Genomic DNA, 12573 nt, shown 5'->3' with positions numbered 1-12573 from the left:
AGGCAGGCCATGGCCCAGCAACTTACAGCTGCGTGTACACATGCCGCGGCCCCCGGGCGGGGCCTGTGGAGCGGCCTTTGCCTGCTGCTGTCCCTGCTGTGCGCTGGCTGCGCCAGTAACAGTCCCGCGCTTGCAACCCTCGCCACCATGCCGGCCTTTTCCTACCAGGGCGAAGAGCTCACGGCGGCCGATATAGCCCGTCGCGTGCCAACGCCGGACCTGCTGGCCCTGGACGCTGACATGCGCCGGTTTGTCGCTACCTATGCCGGAGGCATAGACTCCCGCCGCCAGCGCCTGCACTCCCTGCACCGCGCGATCAGCGGTGCGGCCACCCTGGGGGTCGAATACGATCCCTTCGCCGGGGGCACGGCCCGGGAGGTGTTTCACCGCCAGTCGGCCAACTGCCTCTCCTATGCCAACCTGTTCGTGGCCCTGGCCCGGGAGGCCGGTCTCGACGCCCATTACCAGTGGGTCGATGTCAGGCCCAGCTGGACCCGCATGGGCGAGCGGGTGGCGGTTCGCCTGCATGTCAACGCGGTGGTGCACCTGAGTCCCCGGGAGCAGTTCATGGTCGACCTGGACCCATTGCCCGCCCGGGATATCGCCGGCTCCCGGCAATTGGGCGAAGGCGACGCCCAGGCCCTGCACCACAACAATATCGCCATGAATGCGCTCGCCCGGGAGCAGCTGGACCAGGCCTGGCTGCACCAGGTTCGCGCCCTGCAGTTGAGCCCGCACATGGCCCACCTGTGGGTCAACCTGGGGGTGGTGTACCGGCGCACGGAGCAGTACGAGGCCGCGGAAACCGCCTACCTGCAGGCCCTGGACCTAGACCCCTGGGAACGTTCGGCGATGAATAACCTGATGGTCCTGTACCAGCTACTGGGACGCGAGGAGGAGCATGCCTACTGGCTGGCCCGGGTAGACAGCTACCGGGACAGCAACCCCTACTACCACGCCTGGCTGGGTGACCAGGCGGCGGAGGAGGGGGACTGGCGGACTGCCAGGGCGCACTACCAGGATGCCCTGGACCTGGAGCCCGGCGACGCCAGGCTGCTGTACTCCACGGGGCTGATTTATCGCCAGCTGGGCCAGCCGCGGGCGGCCCTGCGCTATATCGACAAGGCTATCAACAAGGCCGGCCTGTACCGGGAGCAGGCGCTCTACCGCGCCGAGTACGAGGCCATCAGCCGGACCATGGCAGCGGCGCCGTGAGCCAGGGGCTCAGCGCGGATCCACCCGGATATAGCTGCGCCGGTGCTTTTTACCTGTCAGGGTGGAAAAGAAATCGGCGATCTTCATCTTCAGGCCGTATTTGCGGTGCAGGGCCTTGAGCGCCGTGGCCTCATCATCCCCGGTCAGCAGGAAGGCATCGGCCTCGAATGCCTCGCCGGTGATCCTGCCGGTGGCGGTGCAAGGGGCGATCCTGGCCGCGCTGAAGTTGCGCAGGCGCTTTACCTTGCCCGCATTGCCGGCGGAGAACACATAGTAACTGCCGGCCAGTGGCGCGAACCAGACGGGGGTCTCAACCCACTGCCCCGACTTCTTGCGGGTGGCAAGGCTCATGTAGTCGCCGGCCTCGAACTCCTTGATTTGATGTGCCTTCATGGTTGATGCTGTGCTCCGTAATGATTGTGCCGCTACGGCCATTAAAGCGGCTTAGCCCCGGGCTCACAACAGCGGGCCACCCAAAAGGAGATCCACCATGACTGCCTTCGGTGCCGATACCACCACAGACGAGGTTATCCAGGGCATAGACCTCAGCGGCAAACGGGCGGTTGTCACTGGCGCCTCCTCCGGCCTGGGGGTGGAAACCGCGCGCACACTCGCCGCCGCCGGAGCCGCGGTAATGATGGTGGCCCGCAATCCGGCGAAGCTGGATACGGCAGTCGCCAGCGTGCGCAAAGCGGTGCCCGCGGCGCGCATAGAGACGGCCCTGCTGGACCTGGCAGACCTGGACAGCGTGCGCGCCGGCGCCCGGGAGATCGGCGAAAAATTCCCGCGGATCAATCTGCTGATTAACAACGCCGGGGTCATGGCCTGCCCGCTGATGCGCACCGCCCAGGGTTTTGAGATGCAGTTCGGCAGCAACCACCTGGGCCACTTCCTGCTCACCTGCCTGCTGGCGCCGGCGCTGGTGGCCGGCGCGCCCGCCCGGGTGATCAACCTCAGCTCCGCCGGCCACAAGTTCGCCGCGCTGGACCTGGATGACCCCAATTACCGCCAGCGCGACTACGACAAATGGTCCGCTTACGGCCAGTCCAAAACCGCCAATGCCCTGTTTACCGTGGGCCTCGACCAGCGCCTGCGGGACCGGGGGGTGCGCGCCTTCGCGGTGCATCCGGGGATGATCATGACCGAGCTCAGCCGGCACATGGAGCCCGCTGACATGGAGGCGATACTGAGGGGCAGGGACATCGCCGATATCGGTTTCAAGACCGTGGCGCAGGGATCCGCCACCAGTGTCTGGGCCGCCACCGCCGCGGCGCTGGAAGGCCAGGGCGGCCTGTACCTGGAGGACTGCCATATCGCCGAGGCCGCTACCCCGGGCAGCGACAGTGGCGTCGAGGACTATGCCCTGGATCCGGCCCAGGCCGAGCAGCTGTGGCAGCTGTCAGAGTCGCTGCTGGGCGAACAGTTCAAGTTGTAGCAGGAGAGGCGCCGTATGCTGCTGATTGCCCGCCTGCTGGGTATTGCCCTGGCCCTGCTGTCGCCGGCCGCGCCTGCGGAGACGGTGGCAGAGATTCAGGCCAAAAGCCAGCAGGCCCTTGCCCACCTGCAGCAGCAGGCCGGGGTCAGCCGGCAGCTGCTGACTGATGCCGCCGGGGTGCTGGTATTTCCGGATATCGTCAAGGTGGGCTTCGGCGCCGGCGGCCAGTACGGCGAGGGGGTGCTGCTGATCGACGGCCAACCCGACGGTTACTATGCCACCGCCGGCGCCTCTTTCGGCCTCCAGCTCGGGGTCGAGTTCAAGTCCGAGATCATCGTGTTCCTGAGCGAACGGTCGCTGCAGGCCTTCCGCCGCCAGCGCGGGTTCAAGGTCGGGGTCGACGCCAATGTGTCGATTATCACCCCCGGGTCCCTGGGGGAGCTGGCGAGCGGCGCGACGGGAGAGGAAATCGTCGCTTTCGTGCTGACCAACGAGGGCCTGATGGCCAACCTCAGCCTCGCCGGCGCGACCATCACCCGCCTGGCGCGCTAGAGCGCGGATGCACCCGGCTCAAACGCCTGCCGGGCATGACGGCAACCGGCCAATCCGGTATCCTCCGCGCCATCTACAGCGGAGAAATCACCATGTCTGAAGTCGTCAGTGTCGTTGCCGCCCTCAAGGGCCAGGTTGCAGTGGGTTCGCAGGTCACCGTGCGCGGCTGGTTGCGCAGTAAACGCGACTCCAAGGCCGGTATTTCCTTTCTCGCGGTGCACGACGGCACCGCATTCGACCCGATTCAGGCGGTGGTGCCCAGCGAGCTCGACAACTACGAGTCACAGGTGCTGAAGCTGTCCACCGGCTGTGCCGTGGAGGTCAGCGGTGAACTGGTGGAGTCCCAGGGCAAGGGCCAGAGCGTCGAAATCCAGGCCACCGCGGTGGCCGTCGTGGGCTGGGTCGACGACGCCGAGTCCTATCCCATCGCCAAGAAGCGCCACAGCTTCGAGTACCTGCGCACCCAGGCCCACCTGCGCCCGCGCACCAATACCTTCGGCGCGATCACCCGGGTGCGCACCACCCTGGCCAACGCCATTCACAACTACTTTCACGGCAAGGGCTTCAACTGGATCAATACCCCCATTATCACCGGCAGCGACTGCGAGGGCGCCGGCGAGCTGTTCAGGGTCAGTACCCTGGACATGGCCAACCTGCCGCTCACCGACCAGGGCGCGGTGGATTACGGCGAGGACTTTTTCGCCGGCGAGGCCTTCCTGACCGTATCCGGCCAGCTGGAAGTGGAGTCCTACTGCCTGGCCATGAGCAAGGTATATACCTTCGGCCCCACCTTCCGCGCCGAAAACTCCAACACCAGCCGCCACCTGGCCGAGTTCTGGATGGTGGAGCCGGAGATCGCCTTTGCCAACCTGGACGACAATGCCGACCTGGCGGAGGACCTGCTCAAGCACGTGTTCACCCGGGTGCTGGAGGAGTGCGAGGACGACATGGCCTTCTTCGCCCAGCGCATCGACAAGACCGTTATCGACCGCCTGCGCGGGGTCATCGACAACAGCTTCGAGCGCATGGACTACGCCGACGCCATCGACATCCTCAACAAGGCCGGCAGGAAGTTCGAGTTCCCGGTGGAGTGGGGCGTGGACCTGGCCTCGGAACATGAGCGTTTCCTCGCCGAGGAACACGTGGGCCGCCCGGTGGTACTGATGAACTACCCGAAAGACATCAAGGCCTTTTACATGCGCCTCAACGACGATGAAAAAACCGTGGCGGCCATGGACGTACTGGCCCCGGGCATCGGCGAAATCATCGGCGGCAGCCAGCGCGAGGAGCGGCTGGACGTGCTCGACGCGAGAATGGATGCCCACCTGCGCGAGGAGCTCTGGTGGTACCGCGACCTGCGCCGCTACGGCACCGTGCCCCACGCCGGTTTCGGCCTCGGCTTCGAGCGCCTGCTCAACTACGTCACCGGCATGGACAACGTCCGCGACGCCATACCCTTCCCGCGCACCCCGGGTAGCGCGCACTTCTGACCACAGGGGCTCCGCCGCCGGGCTTCATGCATTGAGCCCGAACTCAGGCTCCGTAGCTTGCAGGCATCGAGCAAGTCTCGGATTGATTCCGTCCAGAGGCAGGGAGTGAGGCGTGGGTGGGAGGATATACCTCGACGGGGCGTCTGCGGCCATGGAGAGCCTGCCCCGCTTCATCGGGTATGGCCGCAGCCGAGCCTGTACATGGCGTTCCGGCGTTCCGGCGTGCGCTTTTTGGCGTACCCTGAGAGGTATATCCTCCCGCCCGCGCCGGTGGCCAGGCCCCCACGTTTTCAGGCCTACCCGGAGAGACATACCCCCCGGGCGCGCCGGTCGCACGCCACTGGCATCAGCTGAGAGATACCCAATCCGGGTAATTCCGCTCAAAAGTTGAGCAGGATTGTAAAATATTGCCTAATATTTAATCAGGTCGTCACCCAAAGTGGCCCATACTGAACAAGAAAGCCCATAACAAACGCGTCGGTCACTGACAAGCAAGCCGGCGTACCGAGGTAGGAAAATGAAACGCGCACAAACCGGCCCCGAAGAGGGCGAGGTCAGCGAAATGGCAATCGTGGATACCTTCACCAAGCTGATTTTCGGTGCCGATAGCCAGTACAGTGAGTCCGAGCAACTGATTATCCAGGCGTTCCGCGCCGTCGATTACAACGTCGTGTTTGATTCCCACCGCGACATGGGGGCGTATCTGCGCGCCCTTGGCGTTGACGAAATGATCAAGCTGGTGGGCAAGGTGCAGGTGCAGCTGGCGGAAGGCGAGCCCGTGCTGGCCGGCCCTGCGGTGATCCCGGCAGAGCAGCCCAACGCCCTCAACCGCCGGGTGCATTAACCGCCCCTACCCGGCGGCGGGCTTGTTCTCTTCCCTGGGGGGCTTGAGGCCACAGCCTTCCACCAGCTCAAAACCGGCCTGGTGCCGGTTGGCTTTATCCACCCCGGTAAACCTCAGTTCCACCGCCTGTTCCAGCTGGAAGCGGCGCGTCGTGCTGGTGAGGCTGGCGGTCCATTTGTCGTAGCTGAATTTCTCCGGGTCCTTGCGCAGGTCGACAAAGCCCTCCAGCCCGTTGTCATCCAGGCGCACGTTGAAGCCGCTGCTGTTGACGTGAATCACCTTGGCGCTGAAGCTCATTCCCGCCCGCTGGCTGCTCATCCGGGCCAGGTGCTTGCCCGCCAGCCAGCGTTCCGCTTCCAGGGTGGCGGCGCGGACGGTGCTGATCCGGTCGGACAGCTGCTGCAGCAGCGTCTCGTCGACCAGGCGGGCCTCATCGCCGTGCAGCGCCGCCTTGATCTGCAGGTGAACCAGGAAGTCCACATACTTGCGCAGCGGCGAGGTGCAATTGGTGTAGTGCTCCAGCGCCATGCCCATGTGCGGGGCCGGCGCCACGGCCAGTTCGGCCCGGGTCAACAGGCGGTTGATCATGGCCCGCAGCGGCAGTTTCTGCCCGGGCGCCGACAGGGCGCTGATGATGGCCCGGTAGCCGGCCACCGTTTTCGGGTCCTGCGCCGCGGCTTCAGGGGCATGCATTTCCAGGAACTTGCGGGTCTCGTCCAGCCGGTCGCCGCGAAAGCCCGGGTGGGTCACATAGGGCCCGGTGGCGCCCTGTTCGCTGAGGAAGCGCGCGGCGCAGCGGTTGGCGGCAATCATGCACTCTTCCACCAGCTTCTGGGACAGCATTTTCTCGAAGGGCTCGATATGGTCGATCTGCTTGTTGTCGTCCATGATCCAGCGGTACTCCTGGCGCTCTTCCATCACCAGGTGATGTTCCTCGCGGTGGGCGCGCAGGGCGCGATACACCTGGTACAGGGCCTCCAGCGGCGAGGCGTGGCTCATCAGCTCATCGTCCTGGCCGCTGAGATACTTGTCTACCGCGTAGTACGACAGCTTGGCCCGGGAGCGCACCGTGGCCTCCATGAATTCGAAGTCGCCCACCTCACCGTTGTCGTGCACGGACAGTTTGCAGACCAGGGCAGGGCGGTCGACCCCCTCGGACAGGGCGCAGGTATCCTGCGACAGCTCCTCCGGCAGCATGGGCAGTACATCGCCGTGGAAGTACACCGAGGTGCCGCGGGCGGCCACGTCCCGGTGCAGCTCGGAGTCGGTGGGGATATAGGATGTCGGGTCGGCGATGCCGACGAACAGGGTCCAGCCATCGTCGGCGATCTGGGCATAGAGGGCGTCGTCGATATCCTGGGTCTTGGCGGCGTCGATGGAGATGAACTCGAGGTCGGTCAGGTCGCGGCGGCGTTCGGTTTCCAGCGGCCGGCACTGGGCCAGCTGTTGCTCCAGCTCCTTGCGGCTGGTCGCGCCCCAGTCGGCCGAGAGACGGTACTTGGCCATGGAGTAGAGGTTCTCGATGCCCGGGGTGTCCTCGTCGCCGATCACGCTGAGTATCTTGGCCTGGGGCTTACCGTCGCGTATCGGGTGGCGCAGGATTGCGCAGCGCACGTAGTCGCCTTCCTTGACCCCGTTGCGCGCGTGGGGGGGGATAAACAGCCAGCGGCTGAGCTGGGGCAGGTCCGGCTCCACGAACACCGCCTTGCCCTTGCGCACGCAGCGGCCGGTGAAGTCGCCCAGCGGACAGTCGATCAGCTTTTCGATGTCGGCAATGGTCTTGTTGTCCCTGGTCGGGCGGATACATACCCGTACCCGGTCCTCCGGGAAGGCCTTGAGCATTTCGTCCGGGGGGATAAAGATTTCCCTGCCGTCGTCCAGGACGGCAAATCCATAGCGGGCCTGGGTGCCTTTGACCACCGCCTCGGCGCGCTCTTTTTCCGCCTCCATTTGTGTTTTGAGGCCTTTGAGCTGGGCGAGAGAGTCCTGATTGAGCATGGAGGGGATTTCTTACAATTGCGAACAGACAAGCACGCTATCCTAGCGGAAATCGCCACCGCTGTCAGTGCGTTATCGCTGCCATGCGGACAAGCTTGCTCGGCATGCCGATTTACCGTTGACAGGCTCCGCGGAAGCGTTTGTAATGAGGTCAACGCTGCTGTTACGCAACCGTCGGGAAACCCCATTTGAGACATTTCCGGACGCAGGCCAGTCAGTGATTGTTGGCCCTGACGCGTCATCCAACCAGCGCCCCGGCGCTGCCCCCGAGCCCGACACGCTCAGGCGCCCTGCGCTCTCCACCACAGCAAGTCCCCATTACCCCTCCTGGAAAACCCCGCGCCGAACGCAGAAGTCGACGCTCAGCAAGGAACACCCACAACCAGCATTACCGGGCCAGGCCTGGCGCTTGTGCCGTGCCCCCGGCCCCATTCCCCAAGATCAAAATCAAACCATTAGTGAACTACCTGTGAGGAATGCGTTATGGATTCAGGCTCCGCCCTGCGCGTAGAAAAATCTGCCACCCTGAAGCCCGTCGTCAAAAAGACCTACGTCCTGGACACCAATGTCCTGCTCCACGACCCCACCGCCGTCGCCGCCTTCAAGCAGCACCGGGTGGTGATTCCGATGACGGTGCTGGAAGAACTGGACCACATCAAGGACCGCCGCGACAAGACCGTCAGCCGCGAGGCCCGCATCGCCATCCAGATGATCGACAAGGTGGTGGATGCCGCCTCGCCGCAGGAGATCCAGGAGGGGGTTGAGGTTCCCGGCTCGGGGCTTGAGGGCATGCCCCCCGGCACCCTGGCCATTTTCCCCGACCAGTCGCTGGCCGAAAACAGCGACGTTCCCTACCTGGACGGCACGCCAGCCCAGGCCAACGATAACCGAATTATCAATGTCGCCCTGCGCCTGCAGGCGGAAAATCCCGACGAGTTTGTCTGCCTGGTGACCAAGGACATCAATATGCGCATCAAGGCCAAGGGTTCCGGCCTGGTGCATGTGGAGGACTACCGGCGCGACCGGGTGTTGGACGATATCGACCTGCTGGCCCGGGGCTACGAGCATATCGAGGGGGATTTCTGGTCGCGGATCAGTGAGGTGGACACCCTGCGCGAGGGTGACTGCACCCTGCACCGGGTGCCGCGCAAGTCAGTCCCCGGCGCTTACCCCAACCAGTTCCTCTACGACGACCAGGACTTCATGGCCTTCGTCAAGCGGGTCGACAAGGAATTCGTCTACCTGCGCTGCGACAGCCGTGACAACCTGATGCACAAGCGCTTCTGGGGCCTGGCGCCGCGCAACCTGGAGCAGGCCATGGCCATGTCGCTGCTCGATGACGACGGGGTGGACATGACCGTGCTCACCGGGCCCGCCGGCTCCGGCAAGACCCTGCTGGCCCTGTCCTACGGCCTGCATGCCATTCTCGAGCAGAAGCGCTACTCCAAGCTGATCGTGGCCCGGTCTACCCCGCCCATCGCCGAGGAGATCGGCTTCCTCCCCGGCACCGAGGAAGAGAAGATGGCGCCCTGGCTGGCGGCCTTTGACGACAACCTGGAAATACTTCACGGCACGGACGAGTCCTGCCACGGCAGTATCGATTACGTGAAAGAGCGGGCCAATATCCAGTTCAAGTCACTCAACTTCATGCGCGGGCGCTCCTTCAACAACGCCTATATCATCATCGACGAGAGCCAGGGCCTGACCCAGTTCCAGCTCAAGTCGGTGATCAGCCGGGTGGGGGCGGACTCCAAGATCGTGGTGCTGGGCAATCTCGCCCAGATCGACAACAAGTACATCAGCCCGCTGACCTCGGGCCTGACCTACCTGGTCGAGAAGAGCAAGCAGTACCCCCACGCGGGCATCATGCACGTGAATGGCATCGTCCGTTCCCGGCTGGCGGCCTTCGCCGAGGAAAACCTGTAGGGACCTGTGACCCCGTCATTCTGCGGCTTTCTGTCATTCCGGCGCACGCCGGAATCCAGTGACCTCGCTACCGGCAGGGTCTGCTAGCCCTGCCTCCTCATGCCGGCGCAAGCGGTGGTCCGGCATCCCGGAATCCAGCGCCAGCGGAGCGTAGTCGCGGCCAGCCGGCTGGCTAAGGGCCTGTTCCGCCGGCCTGTCCTCGTCCGCCTTGTCGTCGCGGGAAATGCGCGAGAAATCCCGCGACAGGGCGATTTCCAGCCGGACCATGAAACTCCAGCTGAGCTCGCGGGTGTCCTGGTAGTCGCGACGGCGGTAGTTCATCGCCGGTTCTACCTCCAGGAACAGAAAATCCCGGTAGACCTGGCGGCGCCAGATGGTGCCCAGGCGGTAGTTCTTGATGAAGGAGGTGGGCCGGGTTTCCCCGCGCACCGAGACGAAGTGATTCAGGGCCAGGGGCCGCTCGCTGTCGGGGTTGAAGCGCTGGAACAGCGACAGGCGCGTGCGCCACTCCACGCCCTCCGTGGTTTCCCCCCACTTGACGCGGTTACTCCAGCGCAGGACGTCCCGGGTGTTGAAGCTCTGGTACAGGTCCGCCTGGCCGATGGTGAAGAACTTTTCCCCGTCCTCGTACTGCAGTCGCTGGATAAAGCGGTAGCGGCGGCCAAAATCCAGGTCGCCCTCGTTGCGATAGCGGACGCCGGGTTTCAGGTTGCCCGATGAAAAGCCCATGGTGGCATCGAAGCGCGAGCGGGTGCCCTCGCGGACGTTGTATTGCAGCGAGATGTTGTCGCTGTCCTCCCGTTCCTCGTTGTCGTCGATATCATCGTCTTCGTCGCTGAACAGCAGGTCGACCCGCTGGCTGATCTTGGGCAGCTGCACCTTGCCGCGCAGGCGCAGGCCGAGGTCGCTGCCCTCGTCCTGTTCCCAGTCGTTCTCCAGTTCCAGGCGCAGGTAGGACTCGGCTTTTTCCAGGTCGTAGGCGGGGTCGCCGAAAAAGTTGTCCATCCACTCAACCATCGCCTGGGCCTGGTCGGCGACCGCGGTGTGGCTGGTATCCACCCAGTTGACAGGCGGCTCCCCGGTGCTAACCCGGCCGGCGCCGGACTCTGCGGGCACCGGCACCTCGTCGAGTTGCTCCTGGGCCATTCCCAGTACAGGCGCCAGCAGCAGTGGCGCAAGCCAAATCTTCACGTCAGTTTATGATTTCGTTTCCCGTGATAGCGGATACACTACGCCTCATGGACAGAATTTTCATCTTTTTACAGTACATCGTGCCCCAGCACCTGCTCTCCCGCCTCACCGGCTGGCTGGCGGAACTGGAGCATCCCCTGTGGTTGAAAAACCGGGTCATCGGCCTGTTTGTGCGCCACTTCAATGTCGACATGAGCGAGGCGCTGGAGCCCGATTACCAGCGCTACCCCAGCTTCAACGCCTTCTTCACCCGGGCCCTGCAGGACGGCGCCAGGCCCATTGCCGAGGCCCCTGTGGTGTGCCCGGCGGACGGCGCCATCAGCCAGCTGGGCGACATCGTCGACGGTCGCATCTTCCAGGCCAAGGGCCAGGATTACAGCTGTGTCGAACTGCTGGCGGGTGACCCCGAGTGGGCGGAAAAATTTGCCGACGGCAGTTTTGCCACCATCTATCTCTCGCCGCGGGACTACCACCGGGTGCACATGCCGGTGGCGGGCAGGCTGCTGGCTACCAGCTACGTGCCCGGCGAGCTGTTTTCCGTCAACGGGGTAACCGCGGCCAACGTCGAGCGCCTGTTTGCCCGCAACGAGCGGCTGGTCTGTTACTTCGACACCGAATTCGGCCCCATGGCGATGATCCTGGTGGGGGCGATGGTGGTCGCCGGTATCGAGACCGTGTGGAGCGGCCAGGTGGCGCCGCCGCCGAAACTGCCGGTCAATGTTGACTACGGCCAGCTGCCGGAGCAGGTGAGCCTGGCCCAGGGCGAGGAAATGGGGCGCTTCAAGCTCGGCTCGACGGTGATCCTGCTGTTTCCGCAGGGGGCGGTCCGCTGGCAGGAGCAGTACGCCGCCGGCACGCCGACCCGCCTGGGCGAGCCGCTGGCCTAGGCCACTTCCAGCGAGGCGACGATATGGCGGTAGCTGTCCAGCCGTGACTGGCTGATCGCGCCGCTCTCCAGGGCGGCCAGGATGGCGCAGCCCGGTTCCTGTTCGTGGCGACAGTCGCGAAACTTGCAGTGGCCCAGGTGCGGGCGGAATTCCCGGAAGCCCTGTGCCACCTCCAGCCGTTCCATGTGCCAGAGGCCAAACTCGCGGATGCCGGGGGAGTCGATCAGGCTGCCGCCGCATGCGAGGTGAAACAGCTGGGCGGTGGTGGTGGTGTGGGTGCCCTTGCGGGTGTTGGCCGACAGCGCGCCGACCCGCAGTCCGGCCTCCGGTAGCAGGGCGTTCACCAGCGACGACTTGCCGACTCCGGACTGGCCGACAAAGACGCTGATCCGCGCGCGCAGCGCCTCCTGCAACGCTCTGAGCCCGCCCTGCCTGCTGGCGGTATACAGCACCCGGTACCCGAGCCGGGGGTAGATGGTGACCAGCGCTTCCATCTGCGCCCGTAGGGCCGGGTCCCCGTCCAGCAGGTCGCTTTTGTTCACCAGGATGACCGGCTCGATGGCCACCGCTTCCGCTGCCACCAGGTAGCGGTCCACCAGGTTGGCGTGGGGCTCGGGATGGGGGGCGATGACCACGAAAATCTGGTCGATATTCGCCGCCACCGCTTTCAGCCTGCCGTGGGGGTCGGGGCGTGAGAGCACGCTGTGGCGCGCCAGTTGGGCGACCACCACGCCGGTGGGGTCGCCCTCACACCAGACCACCCGGTCGCCGGTCACCAGGCCCTCGATGTTGGCCCGGATGTGGCAGCGCTGGCTGACACCGGGGGCCGATTCCACCGCCACCTGGGTGCCGTAGTGGGCGATGACCAGCCCCTCCTGTTCCGGGCCGAGTTCGCCACCGCTCACCGCCTGCTCCGCGGCGGCATCCCGGCGGGCGGCCCGTTTGGCCCGCTCTTCCTGGATTTTTTCCACCCGCCAGGCCTGTTGCCGGCTGAGTTTACGTTTCGACATGGGGCCATTATTGGGGCAGGCTCTG

General features: G+C 64.9%; 11 protein-coding genes. 7 read left to right on the top strand and 4 right to left on the bottom strand.

The genetic code is table 11. The annotated features are described in order from the left end of the window. The first annotated feature begins 9 nt into the window (after positions 1-9). Entirely contained in the window at positions 10-1215 is a 1206-nt protein-coding gene (locus tag DWB85_RS08525) for a tetratricopeptide repeat protein (RefSeq protein WP_117953788.1), read from the top strand. Positions 1216-1224: 9 nt separating this feature from the next. Here DWB85_RS08525 and DWB85_RS08520 read toward each other — a convergent pair whose 3' ends face one another. After that, positions 1225-1608, bottom strand: coding sequence for a PPOX class F420-dependent oxidoreductase (locus DWB85_RS08520; protein WP_162846063.1), 384 nt, complete (start codon positions 1606-1608; stop codon positions 1225-1227). Between the two features lie 97 nt (positions 1609-1705). On the opposite strand from DWB85_RS08520, the gene DWB85_RS08515 reads away from it, so the two are divergent. The 4 genes from DWB85_RS08515 to DWB85_RS08500 all read left to right on the top strand — a co-directional run bounded on the left by DWB85_RS08515 (position 1706) and on the right by DWB85_RS08500 (position 5536). Next, on the top strand, positions 1706-2650 hold the full coding sequence (locus DWB85_RS08515; protein WP_117953786.1) for an SDR family NAD(P)-dependent oxidoreductase: 945 nt from the start codon (positions 1706-1708) through the stop codon (positions 2648-2650). Between the two features lie 15 nt (positions 2651-2665). Further along, a complete protein-coding gene (locus DWB85_RS08510; RefSeq protein ID WP_117953785.1) occupies positions 2666-3202 on the top strand; it encodes a lipid-binding SYLF domain-containing protein in 537 nt (178 codons plus the stop codon). Between the two features lie 92 nt (positions 3203-3294). Beyond that, positions 3295-4692: an asparagine--tRNA ligase gene (gene asnS, locus DWB85_RS08505; protein WP_117953837.1), complete on the top strand. Its 1398-nt coding sequence runs from the start codon at positions 3295-3297 to the stop codon at positions 4690-4692. 517 nt (positions 4693-5209) lie between these two features. Then, positions 5210-5536: a hypothetical protein gene (locus DWB85_RS08500; RefSeq protein WP_117953784.1), complete on the top strand. Its 327-nt coding sequence runs from the start codon at positions 5210-5212 to the stop codon at positions 5534-5536. Positions 5537-5542: 6 nt separating this feature from the next. Here DWB85_RS08500 and DWB85_RS08495 read toward each other — a convergent pair whose 3' ends face one another. Further along, complete coding sequence (locus DWB85_RS08495) at positions 5543-7534, bottom strand: ribonuclease R family protein (RefSeq protein ID WP_117953783.1); 1992 nt, start codon at positions 7532-7534, stop codon at positions 5543-5545. A gap of 483 nt (positions 7535-8017) precedes the next feature. Between DWB85_RS08495 and DWB85_RS08490 the strand changes: the two genes are divergently transcribed. Then, on the top strand, positions 8018-9460 hold the full coding sequence (locus DWB85_RS08490) for a PhoH family protein (RefSeq protein WP_117953782.1): 1443 nt from the start codon (positions 8018-8020) through the stop codon (positions 9458-9460). 33 nt (positions 9461-9493) lie between these two features. Here the strand turns inward: DWB85_RS08490 and DWB85_RS08485 are convergent, their stop codons facing one another. Then, entirely contained in the window at positions 9494-10651 is a 1158-nt protein-coding gene (locus DWB85_RS08485; protein ID WP_133300589.1) for a hypothetical protein, read from the bottom strand. Between the two features lie 47 nt (positions 10652-10698). Here DWB85_RS08485 and asd point away from each other — a divergent pair, with 47 nt between their 5' ends. Next, positions 10699-11538 (top strand): archaetidylserine decarboxylase, encoded by an 840-nt coding sequence (gene asd, locus DWB85_RS08480; RefSeq protein WP_117953836.1) that lies wholly within the window; start codon positions 10699-10701, stop codon positions 11536-11538. On the opposite strand, the gene rsgA is transcribed toward asd, so the two are convergent. Then, positions 11535-12548 (bottom strand): small ribosomal subunit biogenesis GTPase RsgA, encoded by a 1014-nt coding sequence (gene rsgA, locus DWB85_RS08475; RefSeq protein ID WP_117953780.1) that lies wholly within the window; start codon positions 12546-12548, stop codon positions 11535-11537. The genes asd and rsgA overlap by 4 nt on opposite strands. Between the last annotated feature and the right edge of the window lie 25 nt (positions 12549-12573).

Origin of the sequence: Seongchinamella sediminis, from assembly GCF_003457605.1 — a bacterium.
Lineage (GTDB): Bacteria > Pseudomonadota > Gammaproteobacteria > Pseudomonadales > Halieaceae > Halioglobus > Halioglobus sediminis.
Note: the sequence above shows the minus strand (reverse complement) of the source record. Positions and strands in the feature narration are given on the sequence as shown.

Coding starts and splice junctions, on each gene's coding strand:
- DWB85_RS08520 (WP_162846063.1), bottom strand. CDS start 1,608: ATGAAGGCACATCAAATCAAGGAGTTCGAGGCCGGCGACTACATGAGC.
- asnS (WP_117953837.1), top strand. CDS start 3,295: ATGTCTGAAGTCGTCAGTGTCGTTGCCGCCCTCAAGGGCCAGGTTGCA.
- DWB85_RS08510 (WP_117953785.1), top strand. CDS start 2,666: ATGCTGCTGATTGCCCGCCTGCTGGGTATTGCCCTGGCCCTGCTGTCG.
- DWB85_RS08515 (WP_117953786.1), top strand. CDS start 1,706: ATGACTGCCTTCGGTGCCGATACCACCACAGACGAGGTTATCCAGGGC.
- DWB85_RS08495 (WP_117953783.1), bottom strand. CDS start 7,534: ATGCTCAATCAGGACTCTCTCGCCCAGCTCAAAGGCCTCAAAACACAA.
- DWB85_RS08525 (WP_117953788.1), top strand. CDS start 10: ATGGCCCAGCAACTTACAGCTGCGTGTACACATGCCGCGGCCCCCGGG.
- rsgA (WP_117953780.1), bottom strand. CDS start 12,548: ATGTCGAAACGTAAACTCAGCCGGCAACAGGCCTGGCGGGTGGAAAAA.
- asd (WP_117953836.1), top strand. CDS start 10,699: ATGGACAGAATTTTCATCTTTTTACAGTACATCGTGCCCCAGCACCTG.
- DWB85_RS08500 (WP_117953784.1), top strand. CDS start 5,210: ATGAAACGCGCACAAACCGGCCCCGAAGAGGGCGAGGTCAGCGAAATG.
- DWB85_RS08490 (WP_117953782.1), top strand. CDS start 8,018: ATGGATTCAGGCTCCGCCCTGCGCGTAGAAAAATCTGCCACCCTGAAG.